Source organism: Streptomyces sp. 2131.1 (genome assembly GCF_900105515.1).
Classification (GTDB): Bacteria; Actinomycetota; Actinomycetes; order Streptomycetales; family Streptomycetaceae; genus Streptomyces; species Streptomyces drozdowiczii.
Map to the genome: position 1 here is coordinate 606,332 of NZ_FNSY01000001.1, position 20,900 is coordinate 627,231.

A 20,900-nucleotide genomic window follows, 5' to 3' on the forward strand; every position below is an offset into this window, starting at 1 on the left:
ATCGCCCGCAAAGCAGTCGGCTGGTTTTTGATGATCGCAGTCGCAACCAACCTGACGTACTTCCTCGCTAATGCATTCCTTAAGCCTGCGTCGAACTACACCGCGTTGCGACCGCCTCGAACTCCAGCCCAGATCAACCGATCACTGGCGCAATTCAATCTCAATCCAGACAAACCGATCCTGGATCGCTGGTGGGACTGGATCTCCGGGATCGTGACCCATTTCGACTGGGGTCAGTCGCCGACCGGGGGCAGTGTCAACGAACAGGTCGCCTACCGGATCTTCGTCAGTGGTCAGCTGGTCATCGCCTCGACGATCCTCTCCATCGTCATCGGCGTCGGAGTGGGCGTGTACACCGCGTCGCGCCAGTACAAGGCCGGCGACCGGGTGTGGCAGGGAATCTCCGTGATCTCCTTCAACACGCCCTCCGCCGTGGCCTCGCTCGGCGTGGTCCTCGCGGCCATCTGGCTCAACCAGTCCGTCGGCGACACGCTGCTGCCCGTCGCCGGAGCGCAGAGCCCCGAAGTCTCCGGCTTCTGGCCGGTCCTGGGGTCGAGAGTGATGCACGCGATCCTGCCCACGATTTCGCTGACGTTCATCTCCTACGCCGGATACCACCTGTTGCAGCGTTCACTCCTGCTGGACAACATCAACTCCGATTACGTGCGCACCGCACGGTCCAAGGGGCTGACCCGGCAGCAGGCCATCTACCGGCACGGACTGCGGACTTCGATCATTCCCGTCGCCACCCAGGTCGCCTTCGCGATGCCCGCCCTCTTCACCGGCGCGGTCATCACGGAAACGGTCTTCGCGTGGCACGGCATGGGTGAGTACTTCACCAAGACCATCAGCACGAACGACGTGCACGGTGCCGTCGCCGTCGCGGCCTTCGGCGCCCTCATGACGGCCATCGGCGCGATCCTGGCCGACCTCGTCGTCGTGGCCCTCGACCCCAGGATCAGGGTGAGCTGACGTGGCCATCAACATGCCCGGCGCCGGAACCGCCCCCGAAGAGGCCCCGGAGATCGCCGAAGTCCTGGAGCCCGGCGCGACCGGCGGCAAGCGCCTGTCCCCGACGAAGCTCTACGTGCGCCGCTTCGCGAGGAACAGGCCCGCGCTCGGCGGGATGATCCTTTTCGTGCTGCTGGTGCTCTTCTCCCTGTTCGGCCGGTACCTGACCCACTGGAACTACGAGGAGGCGGACTTCACCGCCCTCTCCGTGGCCCCCGGGGTCGGCGGCCACATCCTGGGCACCAACAGCGCGGGCAACGACGTCTACGCCCAGCTCGTGCACGGCCTCGGCAGGTCGCTGATCATCGCCGTGGCGGTGTCGCTCATGACGACCGCCATCGCCGGCCTGTTCGGCACGACCGCCGCCTACTTCGGCGGCAAGGTGGAACGGGCGATGCTCGGCTTCGTCCACTTCCTGCTCATCCTGCCCTCGTTCCTCATCATCGCGCTGGTCGGTACGCACTACCGCGGTGAGTGGAAGATCCTGGTCGTGGTGCTCACGCTCTTCGGCTGGATGCTGACCGCCCGGGTGATCTGGTCCCTGGCCACGTCCCTGCGGGAACGCGAGTACGTGATGGCGGCCCGCTTCATGGGCGTCGGCGCGTTCCGGACCATCGTCCGCCACCTGGTGCCCAACATCGGCTCCCTGCTGATCGTGACGTTCACCCTCGGTGTCGCCTCGACCGTGCAGTCCGAAACGGCGCTCTCCTTCATCGGGTTCGGCGTCAAGCAGCCCGACGTGTCCCTCGGTTCCATGCTGGCCGACGGGCAGAACACCCTGTCCACCGCTCCGTGGCTGTTCTACATGCCGGCGGCCCTGGTGGTCCTGCTCACCGTGGCCATGGCCCTCATCGGTGACGGTCTGCGCGACGCCCTGGACCCCACATCGCAGTCTGGAGGCCGCGCATGATCGAGCAGCGCGCTGTCACTACCGAGCCCGGCACGCAGCGGGCCCTGCTGTCCGTACGTGACCTGAAGGTCGCCTTCCCTTCGGAGGCCGGCCGGGTGGACGCCGTACGCGGCGTCTCCTTCGACCTGCACCGCGGCAAGACCCTCGGCATCGTGGGCGAGTCGGGTTCCGGCAAGTCCGTCACGTCGATGGCCGTCATGGGGCTGCTCCCCGAGTACGCCTCGGTCACCGGCGAGATCCTGCTCGACGGGAAGAACCTCCTCGACCTGGACGACCGCCGGATGTCCAAGGTCCGCGGACAGCAGATCGGCATGATCTTCCAGGACCCGCTCTCGTCGCTCACCCCGATCTTCAGCATCGGCGCCCAGATCGTCGAGTCCCTCCAGATCCACCAGGACATCTCGTCCGCGGCCGCCTGGAAGCGGGCCGTCGAGCTGCTCGACCTGGTCGGCATCCCCAACCCGGACCGCCGGGCCAAGGGCTTCCCGCACGAGTTCTCGGGCGGTATGCGGCAGCGGGCCGTGATCGCCATGGCCATCGCGAACGACCCCGACCTGATCATCGCCGACGAGCCGACGACCGCCCTGGACGTCACCGTGCAGGCGCAGATCCTGGAGGTCCTCAAGACGGCCCAGCGGGAGACCGGCGCCGCCGTCATCATGATCACCCACGACCTCGGGGTGGTGGCCGGCTCCGCCGACGACGTCATGGTGATGTACGCCGGACGCCCGGTCGAGCACGCCGGGGTGGACGAGCTGTTCGCGCAGCCCCGGATGCCGTACACCATCGGTCTGATGGGCGCGATCCCCCGCCTGGACGACCGCGACCGGGACGCCCTGACCCCGGTTCCGGGCACTCCCCCGCTGCTGGTGGACCTGCCCGACGCCTGCCCCTTCGCGGCGCGTTGCCCCGCGGTCGAGGACGCCTGCCGTGCGGCCGAGCCGCCGCTGCTGACCATCGGCGGGGCCGGCACCGGTGCCGCGCACTCCGCGGCCTGCCGGCGTGCCGAGGAGATCGAGGACGGCGCCATCGCCGGCAAGCCGATCTTCCCCGTTCCCGCCGCGCGGGAGGACCGTGTCGCGGACGTCCCGCGCGAGGAGCGGCCAAAGGTCCTGGAGCTCTCCGGGGTGACCAAGACCTTCCCGCTCACCAAGGGCGGCCTGCTCAAGCGCAAGGTGGGCACGGTCTTCGCCGTCAACGGCATCGACCTCGACATCCGCGAGGGCGAGACGCTCGGGCTGGTCGGCGAGTCGGGGTGCGGGAAGACCACCACCCTGCTGGAGATCATGGGGCTGAAGCCGCCGGAGCAGGGCAGCATCGCCGTCTGCGGCCAGGACACGGCCGGGCTGAAGCGGAAGCAGGACATCAGAGCCGTACGCCGCGACATGCAGATGGTGTTCCAGGACCCCATGGGGGCGCTGGACCCCCGCATGACGGTCTTCGACATCCTCGCGGAGCCGCTGCGCGCGGCGGGCGAGCGCGACAAGAAGGTGCTCGGCACCAAGGTCGCGGAGCTCATGGAGCTGGTGGGGCTCGACCCCGAGCATCGCGACCGCTTCCCATCGGCCTTCTCCGGCGGGCAGCGGCAGCGCATCGGCATCGCGCGGGCGCTCTCCACCAAGCCCCGGCTGCTGGTGCTGGACGAGCCGGTCTCGGCCCTCGACGTGTCGGTGCAGGCCGGTGTCATCAACCTGCTCAACGACCTCAAGGCCGAGCTGGGTCTGTCCTACCTCTTCGTCGCCCACGACCTGTCGGTGGTGTGCCACATCTCCGACCGGGTGGCGGTGATGTACCTGGGCCGGATCGTCGAGATCGGCGACACCGACGCCGTCTTCGACAACCCCAGGCACCCGTACACCCAGGCGCTCCTCTCCGCGATCCCGCTGCCCGACCCGGTGGCGGAGCGCACCCGGGAGCGCGTCCTCCTGGCGGGCGACCTTCCCAGCCCCACCGACGAGACGCCGGGCTGCCGGTTCGTCTCCCGGTGCCCCCTTCACACCACGCTGTCGGATCCCCAGAAGGAGCGGTGTCGCGGGGTCACCCCCCTGCTCACCGATCGGGGCGACCCGGACCACCGCGACGCATGCCACTTCGCGGGCACGACCACGTCTGTCGACAACTAACCAAGCCAGAAAGGCCAAGGCCGTCATGAGAAAGATCTCTCTGAGCCTGGTGGTGCTCGCCGCCGCCTCGTCTCTCGTCCTCACCGGGTGCAGCAGCGACTCCAACGACTCCAAGGAGCCGAAGTCGAAGGGCGCCACCGCGGAGAAGGACGTCCTGACCTCGTACAACCCGCAGCCTGCGAGCAACCTGAAGCAGGGCGGCAAGCTGACGCTCCCCATCGTGGAGATCCCCGACCAGCTGAACCCGCTCAACGGTGACGGGTCGCTGTACACGTCGAAGCTGGCCTGGTTCTACATGCCGCAGCTGTCCTTCAACGACCCGAAGGGCAACATCACCTTCAACAAGGACTACCTGACCGACGTCAAGGAAGAGACGGTGGGTGGCAACACCCAGGTCACGTACACCATCAACCCGAAGGCCAAGTGGAACGACGGCCAGGACATCGACTGGACCGCGTTCCGTGACACCTGGAATGCGCAGAGCGGCAAGGACAAGACGTTCAACGTCAGTTCGACCGACGGTTACTCCAGCATCACCGGTGTGAAGCAGGGCAAGGACGCCAAGCAGGCGGTCGTCACCTACAAGGGCAGCTTCGTCTACTGGAAGTCCCTCTTCTACCAGCTGGTCAACCCGCACATCGCCAAGGCCGCGGACTTCAACAAGGCGTACGTGAGCAAGCCGCACGCCGAGTGGGGCGCCGGTCCTTACACCATCGCCAAGTTCGACGCCAAGGGTGGCACCGTCACCTACAAGCCCAACCCGAAGTGGTGGGGCGAGAAGGCGCACCTGGACGAGCTCACCTTCGTCCAGATGGAGTCGAGCGCCAGCATCAACGCGTTCAAGAACGGCCAGATCGACGGCGTCTCGGCGGCCAACGCCGAGGAGCTCAACCAGGTGAAGGGCGTGAAGGGCACCGAGCTGCGCCGCGGCACGACCACCTCGAACAACCTCCTGGTCTTCAACAGCACCTCGCCGCAGTTCAAGGACGTGGCGGTGCGCAAGGCCGTGATGGAGGGCATCGACCGCTCCCAGCTCGCGAAGATCACCTTCCAGGGTATGGGCTACACCGAGCCCCTGCCCGGCTCCTTCACCCTCTTCCCCTTCCAGAAGGGGTACCAGGACACCTTCGGCGACCTGGTGAAGTTCAACGCCGACAACGCGAAGAAGGAGCTGGACGCCGCCGGCTGGAAGGCCGGCTCGGACGGCATCCGCGCCAAGGACGGCAAGAAGCTGGAACTGAGCTTCCCGACCATCGGTGACAGCTCCACCGTCAAGGCCCGTGCCACCGCGATCGCCCAGATGATGAAGAACATCGGCGTCAAGGTGAACATCGAGGCGCACCCGTCCGCCGACTTCAACAAGGTGTTCACCAAGCGCGCCTTCGACATCTTCGGCATGGGCTTCATCTCCAGCGACCCGAACGGCATGCTCTACATCTGCCAGATGTACTGCTCCGACTCGACGCTGAACGTCTCGCGCTCGGTCCCGATGAGCATGGACGAGGAGACCAAGGCCGTCACCAACCTGCCGACCCTGGACGAGCAGATCAAGGCCGGCAACGCGGTCGAGAAGAAGGCCATGGAGACCTACGGCATCATGCCGCTCCACAACGGCCCCACCATCTGGGCCGTCAAGAAGGGCCTCGCCAACTTCGGCGCCGCCCAGTTCTACGGCAACTACGGCAACATGGGCGCCCCGGAGCTCATCGGCTGGCAGAAGTAAACCCCTCCGGGGTTCTGCGGCACCGCCGCGGAACCCCGGTCCACGACACCGCCCGGCAGGCCAGTGGCCTGCCGGGCGGTGTCGTGTCCGCACGGCGCTACTACCGGCTCAGCTCCGTGCGCCGGCGTGACAGGCTCGTGGCCTGCCGTACGTCGGTGAGGGGGCGCAGCCGGTAGGTGTACGTGTACTCCCGGTCGGCGGGCAGCTTGTACGCGTCGTGCGTCTGCGCGCCCCAGCTGTTGTCGCCCCCGACGCCCATCTGCCGGTGGTTGACCCGCAGGACGACCTCGTCACGGGGTGTGAGCTGGTAGTCGTGGCGGGCGCCCGCGGACAGGTCCTCCGGTGTGAAGTGCGAGGCGTTGATCTCCAGGAGCCCGTCGCCGCTGACGAGCAGACCGCGGCCGTGCCGGTCGGTGAGCGCCGCCCAGCGCACATCGGTCTTGTTGCCGTTCTCCTGCGGGCGCAGGTACGGGGTCCACTGCCCGGTGACGGTTCCCGACCAACGTCCCACGTCCGTACCGTCCTTGCGGTCCCAGTGGTTCTCCTCCGGGCCGCGCCCGTAGTAGTGGAGGTGTTCCAGTGCGGCGGGCAGGTGCAGGACCGTCCCGATCTCGGGGATGTACGGGAGGCTCGTCGCACCGGGAGCCAGGGTGTTCTCGACCTTGATCTCACCGTTGCCGAAGACCGTGAGGGTCGTGGTGTACGCGGACGGGGTGCTCGTCGGCAGCGTTCCCTCGACCTTGATTTCGACCGCGCGCCCGCCGTGCCCGCGCACGGTCACCCCCGTCACCTCGCGCCGGGCGCCCGCGTCCCGCCAGGTCCGGTTGCGGACGTGCTGACCGTTGCCCTGGTCGTTGTCCGTCGGGGCGCGCCAGAAGTTGGGCACCGGGCCGGAAGCGAGGAGCCGGGTGCCGGCCGCCTCGTACGAGGTGATGAGTCCGGTCGACCGGTCGACGACGACCTCGAAACCGCGGCCCGTGACGGTGACGTCCGTCGTGCTCTCGCGGAACGACAGCTCGGGGGTGCCGGCCGAGGGGACCGGCGTGGGCTCGGGGACCCGGGCGTCCAGGGGCAGTTGCACGCGTGCCACCTCGAACCCCGCGTCCGCCCAGGGGGTGCGTTCCCTCGTCGTGAAGGACAGCTGGAGGAAGTACTCGGTGCCGGCGGCGGGGTTGTCGGGCAGCCGCACGGGCAGCGTGATGGTCTTCTCGGACCTCGGGGGCACGTCGAGCTGGTCGCGGCCGATGCGGCCGCTCCGCACCGTCTCGCCGTCGGCCGAGAGTACCCAGCCGGCGTTGTAGATACGGAGGCCGGTGAAGAGGTTGTCGTTCACGAGGGTGACCTCGCCGGGCGCCGCCCCGTCCGCGCGCCTGGCTCGGATCGGCTGATAGACCCGTTTGACCTCGGCCGCCTTGCCGGTGTGACTGCGGTCGGGCAGGACGATGCCGTCCCCGGAGAACGCCCCGTCGTTGGGGTTGTCGCCCCAGTCACCGCCGTAGGCGTAGAAGGTCCTGGCCGGGGCCTTCTTCTCCTGGTAGCGGGTCGTCCGGGCGTCGAACCAGAAGCGCACGCCGTCGTCACCCGGGCCGCGCCCCTCGTCGGCGAGCTCGGTGGACGTGAGGGCGCGTGCGTACACCCGGGCCCGGCGGACGGTGCCGCTGAACTCGCGCGTCGGGTTCTCGACCTCGCCGGCGAGCGACAGCGGCGCCGTGCTGCCGTCGGGCCGGTGGGCCGTGCTCTTCGTGGCCCGGGCGACGCCGTCCACGTACAGGGTCAGCGTTCCCGCGTCCGCGTCGTAGACGCCCGCGACGTGGTGTTCCTCGCCGGTCCAGCCGTCCTCCGGGGTGGTCCAGGAGGCGGCGACCCACTGCCCGTCCGCGTAGATGTAGAACTCCAGGCCCTTGTCGGCCTGCTTCAGGGCGTAGTGGGTGTCGCCCTTCGCCAGGATCGGCTGGTGGAAGCCGCGGACGTGCGGGGTCATCCAGGCTTCGAGGGTGAGCGAGCCGGTGAGGTCGAGTCCGTCGTCGCGCGGGAAGACGGTCGCGCCGCTCACTCCGTGCTCGCGGCTGAAGGAGCCCGACGGGTTGATGATCTCGCCGGTCAGTCCGGCGGGGCCGGTCTCCCCGAGCAGCTTGCGTGTGGGGGCCGGCCAGGCGAGTGCCTGGTCGACGAAGTCCCAGATCCAGCCGCCCTGCAGGACGTCGTAGCGGTGGATGACGTCCCAGTACTCCGTGAAGTTGCCGGTCGAGTTGCCCATCGAGTGGGCGTACTCGATCATCACGTAGGGCCGGGGGTCCGAGGTGTCCTTCGCCCGCGCCTCCACGCGGCTCGGCGATTCGTACATCCGGGAGCGGATGTCGCTCGTACCGGGGCTGTCGTCGCCCTCGTACTGGATGACGCGCGTCGGGTCGTAGGAGCGGATCCAGTCGTGCATGGCGCGGAAGGCGGAGCCCGAGCCGGCCTCGTTGCCCAGGGACCAGATGACGACGCAGGCGTGGTTCTTGTCGCGGTGGACCATGTTCCGCGCACGGTCCAGGCACGCCTCGGTCCAGTCGGGCCGGTCCTTCGGGTACGCGTTGTTGATGCCGTGCGTCTCCAGGTTGGTCTCGTCGACCAGGTAGAGGCCGTACTGGTCGGCGAGTTCGAGCCAGAGCGGGTTGTTGGGGTAGTGCGAGGTGCGTACGGAGTTGATGTTCAGCCGTTTGATGAGCGCGATGTCGGCGACCATGTCGGCGCGGCTGAGGGCCGAGCCCCGCACCGGGTGCATCTCGTGGCGGTTGGTTCCGCGGAAGGTGACCGGCTGTCCGTTGATGCGCATCAGACCGTCGGTCAGCGCGAACTCGCGCAGCCCGACCCGGTGCGACAGTGTCTCCACGACCCTGCCTGCACGGTCCCTGAGCCGGAGGACCGCCGTGTACAGGTAGGGGTCCTCGGCGGACCACAGGCGCGGTGAGGGTACGGATCGGTCGGCCGTCGCGGTCACCTCGCCGCCGGCCGGTTTCGCGCCCGCGGTCAGCGGCCGCCCCCATACAGGGTGTCCGTCGGCGTCGTACAGCTGTGTCTCGACCGTGTAGGCGGTGTCACCGGCGTCGCCCGCGTAGTCCCGCACGTGTGCGGTGACGGACAGCCGGGCGGTGGTGTGGTCGTCGCCGAGCGGGGTGTCGAGCTTGAAGTCCCTGATGTGGACACCGGGCGTCGAGTACAGGTACACGGACCGGAAGATGCCGCTCAGCCGGATCATGTCCTGGTCCTGGAGCCAGTCGCCGTCGGAGTAGCGGTACACCTCGACGGCGACCTGGTTGGTCCCGTCCTTCAGATGCGGGGTGATGTCGTACTCGGCGGGGGTGTACGAGTCCTCGTGGTAGCCGGCCAAGTGACCGTTGATCCATACGTAGTGGGCGGCCTTGACGCCCTCGAAGTGCAGGAAGGTCCGCCGGCCCGCCCACCCCTTCGGCACGGTGAAGGTGCGCCGGTACTGCCCGACGGGGTTGTACCGGGTCGGCGCGGCGGGCGGCTGGGCGTCCTCGCCGAGGCCGTTGGCGCCCCACCACGGGTAGGTGATGTTGACGTAGATCGGGCGGTCGTGGCCGTGCAGTTGCCAGACCGAGGGGACCGGGGTGGTCTCCCAGCCGGAGTCGTCGAGGTCGGTGCGGTAGAAGTCCGCCTGCTTGTCGGCGGGCCGGTCCACGTACGCGAACTTCCAGGTGCCGTCGAGGCTCTGACGCCACGGAGAGGTGGAGCGGTCGGCGGCCAGCGCCTGCTTGAGGTTCCCGTACGGCATGAGCGTGGTGTGCGGCGGCTCGGTACCGAGACGGAAGACGTCGATGTGTCCGTTCCACTCCTGACCGGCCGGGGCGTCGGCGGCGAAGGCGGAGGGAAGCCGTGGGAGGCCGGACAGGGCGAGGCCGCCGAGCACGGCGGCACCTGCCTCCAGCAGACGGCGACGGCTGACGGAACCGCGGTGCGGGTGGGGGGACGGGGTCGGACGGGCCATGGCAGGACCTTCCTCGTACGCCGAGATGTGCAACCGGGTGGGGTGGGTGCTCGTGGTACGAGCGCCCACTCTAGAAAGGAAACACAACCGACACAATAATGACGTCAGGTTCTGTTGGTTTCTGACGAGGAATTCGGCAGTCACGGCGAGGTGCCCGGCAGGGAGGGCGGTCCCCCGGGGGCCCCCGGGGGACTCCGGGAACGATCAAGGGCCGGTTTCGGATGGCTCCGAAACCGGCCCTGAATCGCGACTTCGCAAAGTCGGGACGACAGGATTTGAACCTGCGACCCCTTGACCCCCAGTCAAGTGCGCTACCAAGCTGCGCCACGTCCCGCTGCCACTTCCCCGGTCTCGCCGGGTGGCGGCTGCAGGACAAACATTACCTCACTCGGTGGACCGGATCGACGCGCGTGCCTGCTGGGCGCGGGCGGCCAGTCCTTCGGCGCCGCAGGCCGCTGCCAGTTTGTGCGCACGGGCCAGTTCGCGGGGCGAGCGGGTGGCGATGCCGTAGTCGACGAGCGCCTGGGCGAACTCGTAGCCGGAGGGCGACGCCTCCAGGTGGCGGACCGCCTCGCCCAGCAGGTGCACGGCCTCCTCCGGGCGGGCGAAGAGGGCCACGCAGCGCAGGGCCTCGCCGATGGCGGTCTCCGTGCCGAACCGCTCCGCGTGGACCCGGGCCGTGTTGGCGAGCTGGGCGGCGCGGCCCGGGTCCTCGTCGGCCAGGGCGCGTGCCAGGTCGCCGGCCCAGGGGCCCCAGATGCCGTTGAACCGGCCGCGCGGCTCCAGCGAGCGCCCGGCGGCCTCCAGCTCGGTCACCGCTTCCTTCGTACGGCCTTCGGCCAGGAGCAGGCGGCCCCGGACGCACGGCGCGTCCGGCAGCACCATGGCGCTCGGGTACGGCAGGCCGAAGTCGTACTGGTCGGCGATCTTGCGGGCCTCGGGGACCCTGCCCCGGGCCAGCAGGGTGTCGATGAGCAGGCAGGCCGCGTCCCAGTGGACGGGGAGTCCGCTGCCGACGCGGTCCGCGAGGCGCAGCCCCTCGCGCAGGAAGCCCTCCGCCTCGGCGAGACGGCCCCGGCGGCGGTGGACCAGGCCGAGCAGGGTGTGCGCGAACGCCAGGTGGGCGCCGCTCCAGCCGGAGATCTCGAAGGCCCGGACCGCCTCGCCGAAGAGCTCCTCGGCACGGTCGAGCCGGTCCGTGAAGGCGTAGGTGATCCCGAGCAGGGTGGGGAGCTCGAAGCCCCACTCGGCGTCGGTCCAGCCGAGTCCGCGTGCGGGGTGACCGTCGACCAGGGCGCGCTCGCAGAGGTCCACGATGACTTCGGCGTTCTCGCCGCGCAGCATGGCGTCGAAGGCGCGCAGGGTGAGCAGGGCCCGTTCGGCGTTGTCCCGGCCGGTGAGGTGGTCGGCGTTGGCGGCGAGCCGGCGCGAGCGGCCCGGTCCGTCCTCCTCGGTGGCCTGCATGCCCTCCCAGAGGAAGTGGGCGGCCTGGAGGCGCATCAGGCCGGGTCCGGGAGCCGTGCGCTCGGCCTCGGCCGCGAGGGCCAGGGCCGCCTCCTTGAGCTGGTTGTTGTGGGACAGCGCGGCGGCGAGCCGGAAGGTGGCGTCGACCCGCAGGTCGTCGGCGAGTCCGGGCATGTCCAGGGCGGCCCGCAGGTGCTGCACGGTGGTGGCCGGGGAGCTGAGGAGCGTCGCGCAGCCCAGCTCGTACAGCAGGGTGGCGCGCACGTCGTGGCGCGGCGGCTCGTCGAGCGCGCGCTCCAGACAGCGCCGGGCGGCCTCGGGGCGCCGACGGCGAGGTGCTGCTTCGCGGCGGCCCGCAGTTGCGCGACGAGCTCCTGATCGTCGTCCGGGTGCACTTCGAGCAGGTGGCGGGAGGCCGCGGCGGGGCCGAGACCGGCGTCGGTGATCGCCCAGGCTGCCCTTCCGTGCATGGCTGTCCGGGTGGCCGGCGGAATCGAGCGGTAGATGGCGGAGGCGATCAGCGGGTGCACGAATTCCAGCGGGTCGAACCCGGTGACGATGCGGGCCTCGCGCAGCCGGGCGGTGCAGTCCGCCGCCTCGGCCGGGCTCATCCCGGCCAGCCTCGCGGCGAGGTCCTGCGAGATGTCGGTGCCGAGGACGGCGGCGGCCCAGGCGAAACGGTTGGCGTTGGTGCCGAGCCGTTCGAGGCGGGCGACGAGGCCGCTGCCCCGGGCGGACGCACCGAGTTCGCGCAGCAGCCCGGCGGACTCCTCCAGCGGGACCAGTTCCTTGTCCTGGACCTTGGCGACGAGCTCGACCGCCTCGTACGGGTTGCCGCCGGTGACGGCCCAGACCTCGCGGCAGAACGGGTCGTCGGCGTGCTCGCCGAGGGTGGCGCGGACCAGCTCGGCGGTGGCGTCCGGGGTGAGGGCGCGCAGGGCGACGCGGATCTGCGCGGGGTGGCCGCCGGCCGCGTTGCGCGCGGCCTCGCGGGCGGCGAGTTCCTCGGGGCGGTGCGCCTGGACGACGAGGACGCGCAGGTCGCCGAGGCGGGCGGTGAACGAGGAGAGCCAGGCCAGGGATTCGCCGTCCGCCCAGTGGGCGTCGTCGATGACGAGGAGCAGCGGGCGGTGGCTCAGCCGGGAGGCGAGCCGCTTCACGACGTAGTCGAGGCCGTCGCGCACACCCTGCGGATCGGTCTGCGGTCCGGACGGCTCGGCGAGGCCGAGTGCCGGGGCGGCGATGTCGAACCAGGGGCCGAACAGGGCCCGCACGTCGTCCGGCGGGAACTGGTTCAGTGCGGGCTGGAGCAGCTGCCGTACGACGTGGAACGGCACCGAGGTGACCGTCTCACCGCCGCGCGCCGACCAGATCGTGCACCGGTCGGCCGCCATGGCCTGGATCTCCTCCAGGAGCGCGGTCTTGCCGATGCCTGCCTCGCCGCTGTAGATCAGCAGCCCGCCGGTGGCCTGCGCCCCGCAGAGCGCGTCGATGGCTTGTGCGGCAGTGGCGAGTTCCGGTTCGCGCTCATAAAGCGGCCGGGACGGCTTCATGCCTACCCTCCCCCAAAGTGGTGACCATGGTGGCCGAGCCTAGTCGCGCGCGGGGTCGCACCGACAGGGGTTCGGACAGTTCGCCGCAGGTGCGGGGCACAATCGGGGGTGTGAACGAGACACGCAGGGACCGGGATGCCGAGGGCAGGGCGCACAACGCGCGCCCCCGCGACGGGCTGGGGCGCCCGCTGCCGTACGGGGCCCCGGGGGTGGAACGGCAGCCGGAGGGTGTCGAACGCACCGCCGGTGAGACCGTGCGCGAGGCGCAGCGCCTGCTGGACGCGGGCATGCCCTTCCACGCGCACGAGGTCTTCGAGGACGCCTGGAAGTCGGGCCCGGACGGGGAACGGGAGTTGTGGCGGGGGCTCGCCCAGCTGGCCGTGGGTCTGACCCATGCCGCCCGGGGCAACGCGACGGGCGGGGCGCGGCTGCTGCGGCGGGGTGCGGCGGCGCTGGAGGCGTACGGGGCGGGCGAGGCGCACGGGATGGGGATCGGGGAGCTGACCGGCTGGGCGCGTGGGCTGGCGGCGCGGGTGGAGCGTGCGGGCGCGGGCCCGGTCGACGCGGCGGCCGAGGCGCCGAGGCTCCGGACGGGCTGATTCCGGCGCCGCGAACTCGGCCTGGTTTCGACGGCGTTGGTTGACAACGGCGAACAGGCCGGGGTGGACGCATTACGATCCGGCGTCATGAGCACTTCTGACCAGGACCGGGCCGTGGACGCACCGATAGCCGAGGAGACCGCCGACGACGCGGCGGAGGCGAAGACCGAGGACGTCGTGACGGACGACCTCGCCGACGACTTCGCGGAGGGTGAGGACACCGGCGAGCGCCGGCTGACCCCGCGCCAGGCCAGACGGCTGCGCATCGTGCTCTCCTCGGTCGGGATGGTGGCGATGGCGGTGGTGCTCGGGCTGCGGCTGGCGAGCCGCGCCTCCGTCCTGGTGGTGGGGGTGTACGGGCTGGCGCTGGTCCTCTGCGGGATCGTGATCGAGCTGAGCCGCAACGGACGTACCCGGCTGGGGAGTTGGCTGCTGGCGGTCGGGCTGGTCGCGGCGATCGGTTCGGACTGGCTGCTGATTCCCTGAGCGGTACGGGGGTCAGGCGATCCGGAGGCACACCGCGCCGCCGTCCGGGGCGACGCGTTCCAGCCAGGCGGCGGTGAGGGCGAAGGAGCTGCCGGGCGGGACCGACCGTGCCAGGCGCCGGCGGTGCAGCGGTGTCCCGTCCTGGCTGACGACGAGCAGTGGCGCGGTCAGCCGCCGGCCGGTCCGCAGCAGGAAACGGCCGCCGCCGGGCCCGGCGAGGTTCGGCGCGATCCATTCCAGCGGCGGCGTGACGGTGAGCGGCGGTCCGCCCGCCGGCCAGGCGCCGGTGGCGAGGTGGCGCAGCACGGGTCCGGTGACGGCCCGGCCCTCGCGCGCGGCGGTCGCCGCGCTCTCCCCGCCGTGCAGGAGGTTCCCGACGGCGAAGACTCCGGGCTCCCGGGTGCGGTACGCGGGGTCGTGGGCGGGACCCTTGGTACCGGGGTCCAGCGGCAGGCCGCCGCGCCGGGCGAGTTCGTGGTCCGGGATCCAGTCGGCGGTGAACACCACGGTGTCGCAGGCCAGCGTGGTGGTGCGGCCGTACTCGTGGCGCACCCGGACGCCTGTGAGGCGCGGGCGGCCGGTGAGTGCGGTGACGGTGGTACGGGTGAGAAGGGGTGCGCCCCCCGCTTGTCGTACGGCGGCGAAGGGGCGGGGCGGGTGCTCGGTGACGCGGGCGACGAGGTGGACTCCGGCGGTGCGCAGGGTGTCGGCCGCGGCGAGGGCGACCGGCTCGTCACCGACGACCACCGCGCGGGTGCCGACGTGCTGGTGGTGGAGATGGACCGCCTGCTGGAGTTCGCCGGTGGTGTAGACGCCGGTGGGCCGGGTGCCGGGGACGAGCCGGGCGGCGCGGGGGCGTTCGCGGGCGCCGGTGGCGAGGACGACGGCCCGGGCGGTGATGCGTTCGAGGCCGCCGGGGCCGGTGGCGTCGAGGGTGCGCGGCCCCGCCCAGCCGGTGACGGTGACGCCGGTACGGAGGGTGGCGCCGGCCATCGTGGCCTCGGCCGCGCAGTGCAGGGCGTACGCGGGTCCGCCGAGGTCGCCGGTGCGGCGTGTACCGAATCCGCCGTGGGCGCAGTGCCGCGGGATGCCGCCCGCCTGCTGCTCGCGCTCCAGGACCTCCACGTCCGGCACTCCCGCTGCGGCGAGGCCGGCGGCCGCGGCGAGTCCGGCCGGTCCGGCGCCGACGACCAGGACGTCGACGCGGCGTTCGCGGCGGGTGGTCATGGGCGGGCCTCCTCGATGCGGGCGCGGAGCGCGGCCCCGCAGTGGAAGCCCTGGCAGCGGCCGTTGCCGGCCCGGGTCCTGCGGGCGAGCCCTTCGGCCGAGCGGGGCGGGAGCGTCGAGGCGAAGGCGTCGCGGATCTCGCCCTCCGTGACGCGTTCGCAGTGGCAGACCACGGTGCCGTGGGCGGGGTCGCGGGCGATGAGTGCGGCGTCGAGATACGGGCGCCCGCCGGCCTCGCCGAGGTTCGGCATCGTGAGCGGGGCGAGTTCACCGGGTTCGCCGGGGTCGAGTCCGGCCTCGGGGAGGAGGGAGACGACGTACGCGGCGATAGCCATGGAGGCGGTGAGCCCGGTGGAGCGGATGCCGCCGACGGTGATGAGGCCCCGGTCCGGATGGGCCGTGATCCGGTAGTCCTCCTGCCCGGTGGCCGCCCGCAGACCGGCGTAGACGGCGGTGACCTCCTCGTCGAGCAGCCGGGGCAGGACGCGGCGTCCCTTCTCGCGGAGCAGGGCGAGTCCTTCGGCGGTGGACTCGGTGGCCGTCTTGTCGTCGATGTCCTCGGCGGTGGGGCCGAGCAGGACGTTCCCGAAGACGGTCGGCGCCACCAGGACGCCCTTGCCGGCGGCGGTGGGCACGGGCAGCAGGATGTGGTGGACCAGGTCGCGGGCGAGCTTGTCGAAGACGATGAGCTGGCCCCGGCGCGGGCGCACGGTGAAGGTGTCGAGGCCGAGCAGGCGGTCGACCGCGTCGGCGTGCAGCCCGGCGGCGTTGATCAGCAGTCGGCTGCGCAGGGTGCCCCGGCCGGTGGTGAGGGTGTGCAGGCCGTCGTCGTACGCGAGGTCTCGGACGGGGCAGTCCAGGTGGAGGTGGACGCCGGCCCGGACCGCCTGGGTGGCGTAGGCGAGCGGGGTGGTCCAGGGGCAGATGACGGCTTCGTCGGGGATCTCCAGGGCGCCGAGCGCGCCCGGCCCGAGGTGGGGTTCGCGCGCGGCGGTCTCCTCGGCGTCCAGCAGCCGGGCCGCGTGGTGGCCGTTGCGTTCGGCCTTGGCCAACAGGCCTGGCAGCGCGTCGAGTTGTTCCCGGTCCCAGGCGACGAGGAGGGCGCCGACGGGTTCGACGGGGATGCCCGTGCGGGCGGCGTACCCGGCGAGCAGCCGCTGCCCCTCGCGGACGAGGCGGGCCTCCAGGGTGCCGGGGACGGCATCGAAGCCGGTGTGCAGGATCGCGGTGTTGGCCTTGGAGGTGCCGTTGGCGATGTCGTCGGTGGCCTCGACGAGGGCGGTGCGCAGGGGGTGGCGGGCCAGTTCGCGGGCGATGGCGGTGCCGACGACCCCGGCGCCGATGACGGTGACGTCGTACGGCGGGCCGTCGGGCAGCGGTTCTCCGGCGCGGGTGACGGTGGGCGTGGTCGCGGCTACCACGGAGGCCCCGTCCGGCGGACCGGGGTTGCGCCCCGGCCGTGATCCGCCGGACAGCTCACGACCGCTCCAGGAGCGTGCGGACATCCGCGCGGAAGGCGTCGAGGCGGGCGGCCGCACGGTCGGGGCCGATGCGGGGTTCGTAGACCGCGGCCGGTTTCCAGTCGGGGACGGCCCGGTCGAGCGGGAGGCCGGGGTCGGCGCCCATGCGGGCGGCCGCGCCGACGCCGAGCGCGGTGACGTCGGGCAGTGCGGACACCTCGACGGGGCGTTGCAGCAGGTCGGCCTGGGTCTGCATGAGGAGGGCGGAGCGGGTGAGACCGCCGTCGACGCGCAGGACGGACAGCGGTGCGCCCCGGTCGGCGGCGACCGCGTCGGCCAGCTCGACCACTTGCGCGGCGATCCCCTCGCACAGGGCGCGCACCAGGTGCCCGGCCGAGGTGTCGAGGCCTAGTCCGGTGACCGAGCCGCGCAGGTCGCCGCGCCACCAGGGGGCGGCGAGGCCCGCGAGGGCGGGGACGAACGTGACGCCTCCGGAGTCGGGGACGGTGGCGCCGACGGGGTCGAGGTCGGCGGCCCCGGAGATCACGCCGAGGTCGGTGAGCCAGCGCACCGCGGAGGCCGCCGTGTAGACCTGGCCGTCCAGGCAGTAGCGGGTGTGCCCACCGAACCGCCAGGCCACGCAGCTGACGAGGCCCCCGGCGCCCCGGCACGGCGTCGCCCCGGTTCCGGCGAGGAGGAACGCGCCGGTCCCGTAGGTGCACTTGGCGACGGACGGGTCCTGGGCGCTCTGGGCGAGCAGGGCGGCCTGCTGGTCGACGAGGAGGCCGGTGAGCGGGAGGTCGCCGCCGAACGCGCCCGTCGTGCCGAAGTCTCCGGCGGCGTCGACCACGGCCGGCAGCCGCTCGTCGCCGAGGCCGTAGGCCTCCAGCGCGGCCGGTGACCAGGCGACGCGGTCCAGGTCGAGGAGCTGGGTGCGTCCGGCGGTGGAGGCGTCCGTGACGAAGGCGCCCGTGAGCCGGTGGACGAGCCAGGCGTCGCTGGTGGTGACGACGCCTTCCCGGGTCCGTTCGCGGCGGATCCAGGCCATCTTCGGCGCGGCGAAGTAGGGGTCGAGCGGGAGGCCGGTGAGCCGCTTCAACTCGTCGCTCCGGTCCATGAGTTCCGCGCAGACGCCCGCGGATCGGCGGTCCTGCCAGACGATCGCCCCGGTGAGCGGGCGCCCGGTGTCCGGGTCCCAGGCGAGTACGGTCTCGCCCTGGTTGGCGAGCCCCACGGCATCGACGGTGCCGCCCGATTCGGCCAGCGCCCTCCGCCCGGCTTCGACGACCGATGCGAGTAATTCGGCCGGGTCCGTCTCGACCGCTCCGCCGGGACCGTACCGGGGCCGCACGGGGGCGGAGCCGGAGCCGATGACGCCTCGCTCGGGGCAGATCACGAGCGCTTTCGTTCCCGATGTGCCCTGGTCGATTGCCAGCACCGGGCCTGTCATCGGTTCTCCAGCGGTACGCAAGCCAGGGGCTTGAACGGAATCGTGATCTTCGGTCGCGGCCCCCCAGGGTGGTGCAGCCCAGCGGCCACGTCAAGCGTGCACCGGCCGTATGTCCGGAACCTTTCGGAGGTGGCGGGACGGCATCAACACGAGTCAGTTGCAAGCGACTTGAGCAGAATCAATGATTCGTTCGAGAGTTCCCCGCAAAGGGCTCTACACTCACCGCCGAGCAACAACCGGACGCCAAAAGCGGTTCGCACTTCAACTGTTCCTACGCCGCAATAATTCCTGAGGATCGATGAATTCAGCACCCAGTTCCGAGCGCGTCCATGGCCAACGGTGAGTTCCGGCCGGTTTACCATCCGGCCGGCCACGACAACGAACTCCGCGCGGTATTGCAGGAGTTACGCACCGGTCGCTGGCTCGCCATGCGCGACCTGCTGGCCCGCACCCCGGACTGGGCCCGGTGGACCCAGCGCACCCAGGTGCTCGGTGCGGTCGCCGCGGGATCGGACGCGGTCCGGGCCTGGCTGACCGAGGAGCCCGGCAGCGCCGCTGCCCTCGTGATGCGCGCCCGGGTCGCCGTGGAGCGGGCAGTCCGGGCCAATCGCGCCGGCCACCCCAGCGGCCGGGAGCTCTGGCAGGAGGCGTGGGAGGCGTGCCGGTCGGCGGCCCACGCCGCACCGGCCGACCCGGTGCCCTGGGTGTGCCTGCTGGCCCTGTCCCAGCTCGACGACGACCAGCGCCTCGCCGAGCACCGGATGCCGCCGCCCGGGCCCATGCTGTTTCCCGGTCCGTGGGGGCTGCTGGCCGAGGCCGACCGGCGCGACCCGCACAACCGCGAGGCCTACCACCGCATGCTCCAGTTCGTGTACGCCCGCAGGGCCGGCAGCGTGCTCTCCGAGGCGGTGAACTTCGTCCAGTGGGCGTCGTCCACGGCGCCCGAAGGCTCCCCCCTCCATGTGCTCCCGCTGTACGTACGCGTCGAGCGCTACCGCCGGGAGCACGACCACGACAAGGCCCTCGACCTGCACTGGGTCACCGAGGACGCCGAGCGTGAGGCCCTGCGCGCGCTGGAGATCTGGTACCACCGCTCCCCCGCCGCCACCCGCACCCTGCCCGACCTCAACCACCTGGCGCACGCCCTGTGGGGGGCGCTCCGGTTCGCGGAGGCCGCCGTGGTGTTCAGGGAGCTGGGCCCCTACTTCACCTCGCTGCCCTGGGCCTGTCGCTCGCGTACGGCCGAGGACACCGGCGGCGCCGAGGAAGTGTTCTTGCGCGCCCGAGCCCGCGCGCTGGCGGCGGACCCCGGCTGAACAGGCCCTCGCCACCCTCTCTTTCAGTTATCCGTCCCCCCAGGAGGTCCCCCATGTCCGTGTCCACCTCGCCCCGGAAGGGTGCCGAGAACCCCGCGCCGAAGGACGAGGAACAACGGCTCCGCGAGCTCGGCTACCAACCGGTCCTGGCCCGCCGCATGGGCGGGTTCGGCAACTTCGCCATCAGCTTCTCCGTCATCTCGATCCTGTCCGGGTGCATGACCCTGTACGGGTTCGGCATGTCGACGGGCGGACCGGCCGTGATGCTGTGGGGCTGGGCCGGGGTCGGCCTGTTCGTGCTGTGCGTCGGCATGGCGCTGGCCGAGGTGACGAGCGCGTATCCGACCTCCGGGGCGCTGTACTACATGGCGGACCGGCTGGGCGGCCGGAAGTGGGGCTGGTACACCGGCTGGCTGAATCTGCTCGGGCTGCTGGGTGCCATCGCGGGCATCGACTACGGCGCCGCGCTGTTCACCGGTGCGCTGATGAACCTCCAGTGGGGCTTCACGCCCACCGCGGGCAAGACGATGATCATCTTCGTCTGCATCCTGCTGCTGCACGCGGTGCTCAACCTGTTCGGCGTGCGGCTCGTCAGCATCCTCAACTCCATCAGCGTGTGGTGGCACCTGGCGGGTGTCGCGGTCATCGTCTCCGTACTGGCGATCGTGCCCTCGCACCACCAGTCGCCCTCGTTCGTCTTCACCGAGTTCGTCAACGACACCGGCTGGCACAACCCGTTGTACGTGGCGGCGATCGGGCTGCTGCTCGCCCAGTACACGTTCTGCGGTTACGACGCCTCCGCTCACCTCTCCGAGGAGACCTCGAACGCCTCGGTGTCTGCGGCACGCGGCATCGTCCGGGCGATCTGGGTGTCGTGGGTGGCCGGTTTCGTACTGCTGGCCGGGCTCACCTTCGCCATCCAGGACTACGTGGGTACGCAGAAGAGCGCCACCGGTGTGCCTCCCGCCCAGATCCTGATCGACGCGCTCGGCACCTCGGGCGCCACGGCGATGCTGCTGATCGTGATCGCGGCGCAGCTGTTCTGCGGCAACGCCGAGGTCGCCGCCGCCAGCCGGATGGTGTTCGCCTTCAGCCGGGACAACGCGCTACCGGGCTCGTCGCTCTGGCGCAAGGTGAGCGCGCGCACCCAGACGCCGGTGCCGGCGGTGTGGCTGTCGGTGATCGTCGCCGGGGTGCTCGCCCTGCCGTCGCTGTACTCGGCGACCGCGTACGGCGCGGTGACCGCGATCAACGTCATCGGCATCACGCCCGCGTACGCGATCCCGATCTTCCTGAAGCTGCGTGCCGGGGGCCGGTTCCAGCGGGGGCCGTGGCACCTGGGCCGCTGGTCGAAGCCGGTCGGCTGGATCGCCGTGGTGTGGGTGGCGATCGTGACCGTGCTGTTCCTGCTGCCGCAGTCGTCGCCGGTGACCATCGACTCGATGAACTACGCGTCGATCGCCCTGGTCGCCGTGCTGGTCCTGGCCACCGTCTGGTGGTTCGTCGCGCGACGCTCGTACGGCACGCCGTCGGCGTACGGGAACGCGCGCGAGCAGGCCGAGATCGAGGAGGACATCGTCTGAC

The 20,900-nt window shown here is 71.2% G+C and carries 12 protein-coding genes, 1 tRNA gene and 1 pseudogene; 8 read left to right on the forward strand and 6 right to left on the reverse strand.

Annotated elements, in window-relative coordinates:
• Nucleotides 1-213: 213 nt before the first annotated feature.
• Genes BLW14_RS02975 through BLW14_RS02990 form a run of 4 tightly spaced genes read left to right on the forward strand, consistent with a single transcriptional unit; the run spans nt 214 to nt 5,767 of the window.
• The gene (locus BLW14_RS02975) at nt 214-972 is read left to right on the forward strand and encodes an ABC transporter permease (RefSeq protein ID WP_256332661.1); all 759 of its coding nucleotides are present in this window, start codon (nt 214-216) and stop codon (nt 970-972) included.
• A 1-nt stretch (nt 973) separates the two neighbouring features.
• Nucleotides 974-1,921, forward strand: coding sequence for an ABC transporter permease (locus BLW14_RS02980; RefSeq protein ID WP_093704005.1), 948 nt, complete (start codon nt 974-976; stop codon nt 1,919-1,921).
• A complete protein-coding gene (locus BLW14_RS02985; protein WP_093704007.1) occupies nt 1,918-4,044 on the forward strand; it encodes an ABC transporter ATP-binding protein in 2,127 nt (708 codons plus the stop codon). The genes BLW14_RS02980 and BLW14_RS02985 overlap by 4 nt, the downstream gene beginning before the upstream one ends.
• Nucleotides 4,045-4,069: 25 nt before the next feature.
• Nucleotides 4,070-5,767: an ABC transporter family substrate-binding protein gene (locus BLW14_RS02990; protein ID WP_256332662.1), complete on the forward strand. Its 1,698-nt coding sequence runs from the start codon at nt 4,070-4,072 to the stop codon at nt 5,765-5,767.
• Between the two features lie 100 nt (nt 5,768-5,867).
• Here BLW14_RS02990 and BLW14_RS02995 read toward each other — a convergent pair whose 3' ends face one another.
• From BLW14_RS02995 to BLW14_RS03005, 3 genes and pseudogenes are all read right to left on the reverse strand, one after another.
• Nucleotides 5,868-9,761: a glycoside hydrolase family 2 TIM barrel-domain containing protein gene (locus BLW14_RS02995; protein WP_093704011.1), complete on the reverse strand. Its 3,894-nt coding sequence runs from the start codon at nt 9,759-9,761 to the stop codon at nt 5,868-5,870.
• A 260-nt stretch (nt 9,762-10,021) separates the two neighbouring features.
• Nucleotides 10,022-10,095, reverse strand: a tRNA-Pro gene (locus BLW14_RS03000).
• A 50-nt stretch (nt 10,096-10,145) separates the two neighbouring features.
• Nucleotides 10,146-12,778, reverse strand: a pseudogene (locus BLW14_RS03005) (AAA family ATPase).
• A gap of 110 nt (nt 12,779-12,888) precedes the next feature.
• Between BLW14_RS03005 and BLW14_RS03010 the strand changes: the two are divergent.
• Both BLW14_RS03010 and BLW14_RS03015 read left to right on the forward strand, forming a co-directional pair.
• A complete protein-coding gene (locus BLW14_RS03010; RefSeq protein ID WP_093704013.1) occupies nt 12,889-13,377 on the forward strand; it encodes a DUF309 domain-containing protein in 489 nt (162 codons plus the stop codon).
• Between the two features lie 87 nt (nt 13,378-13,464).
• Nucleotides 13,465-13,863: a hypothetical protein gene (locus tag BLW14_RS03015; RefSeq protein ID WP_177153886.1), complete on the forward strand. Its 399-nt coding sequence runs from the start codon at nt 13,465-13,467 to the stop codon at nt 13,861-13,863.
• A 12-nt stretch (nt 13,864-13,875) separates the two neighbouring features.
• On the opposite strand, the gene BLW14_RS03020 is transcribed toward BLW14_RS03015, so the two are convergent.
• The 3 genes from BLW14_RS03020 to BLW14_RS03030 are packed head-to-tail and all read right to left on the reverse strand — an operon-like array spanning nt 13,876 to nt 18,000.
• Nucleotides 13,876-15,090, reverse strand: coding sequence for an NAD(P)/FAD-dependent oxidoreductase (locus BLW14_RS03020; protein ID WP_093704016.1), 1,215 nt, complete (start codon nt 15,088-15,090; stop codon nt 13,876-13,878).
• Nucleotides 15,087-16,511 carry an NAD(P)/FAD-dependent oxidoreductase gene (locus BLW14_RS03025; RefSeq protein WP_093704018.1) on the reverse strand — a complete coding sequence of 475 codons (1,425 nt, stop codon included), beginning with the start codon at nt 16,509-16,511 and terminating at the stop codon, nt 15,087-15,089. The genes BLW14_RS03020 and BLW14_RS03025 overlap by 4 nt, the downstream gene beginning before the upstream one ends.
• A gap of 55 nt (nt 16,512-16,566) precedes the next feature.
• Nucleotides 16,567-18,000 carry an FGGY family carbohydrate kinase gene (locus BLW14_RS03030; RefSeq protein WP_093704020.1) on the reverse strand — a complete coding sequence of 478 codons (1,434 nt, stop codon included), beginning with the start codon at nt 17,998-18,000 and terminating at the stop codon, nt 16,567-16,569.
• Between the two features lie 329 nt (nt 18,001-18,329).
• On the opposite strand from BLW14_RS03030, the gene BLW14_RS03035 reads away from it, so the two are divergent.
• Both BLW14_RS03035 and BLW14_RS03040 read left to right on the forward strand, forming a co-directional pair.
• Nucleotides 18,330-19,316 (forward strand): hypothetical protein, encoded by a 987-nt coding sequence (locus BLW14_RS03035; RefSeq protein WP_093704022.1) that lies wholly within the window; start codon nt 18,330-18,332, stop codon nt 19,314-19,316.
• 53 nt (nt 19,317-19,369) lie between these two features.
• Entirely contained in the window at nt 19,370-20,899 is a 1,530-nt protein-coding gene (locus BLW14_RS03040) for an amino acid permease (protein ID WP_093704024.1), read from the forward strand.
• Nucleotide 20,900 lies beyond the last annotated feature (1 nt).

Bases quoted from the DNA above. Each gene is read 5' to 3' on its own strand.
- BLW14_RS03030 (WP_093704020.1), bottom strand. From the start codon at position 18,000: ATGACAGGCCCGGTGCTGGCAATCGACCAGGGCACATCGGGAACGAAA.
- BLW14_RS02985 (WP_093704007.1), top strand. From the start codon at position 1,918: ATGATCGAGCAGCGCGCTGTCACTACCGAGCCCGGCACGCAGCGGGCC.
- BLW14_RS03040 (WP_093704024.1), top strand. From the start codon at position 19,370: ATGTCCGTGTCCACCTCGCCCCGGAAGGGTGCCGAGAACCCCGCGCCG.
- BLW14_RS02995 (WP_093704011.1), bottom strand. From the start codon at position 9,761: ATGGCCCGTCCGACCCCGTCCCCCCACCCGCACCGCGGTTCCGTCAGC.
- BLW14_RS02990 (WP_256332662.1), top strand. From the start codon at position 4,070: ATGAGAAAGATCTCTCTGAGCCTGGTGGTGCTCGCCGCCGCCTCGTCT.
- BLW14_RS03015 (WP_177153886.1), top strand. From the start codon at position 13,465: ATGAGCACTTCTGACCAGGACCGGGCCGTGGACGCACCGATAGCCGAG.
- BLW14_RS03020 (WP_093704016.1), bottom strand. From the start codon at position 15,090: ATGACCACCCGCCGCGAACGCCGCGTCGACGTCCTGGTCGTCGGCGCC.
- BLW14_RS03035 (WP_093704022.1), top strand. From the start codon at position 18,330: ATGGCCAACGGTGAGTTCCGGCCGGTTTACCATCCGGCCGGCCACGAC.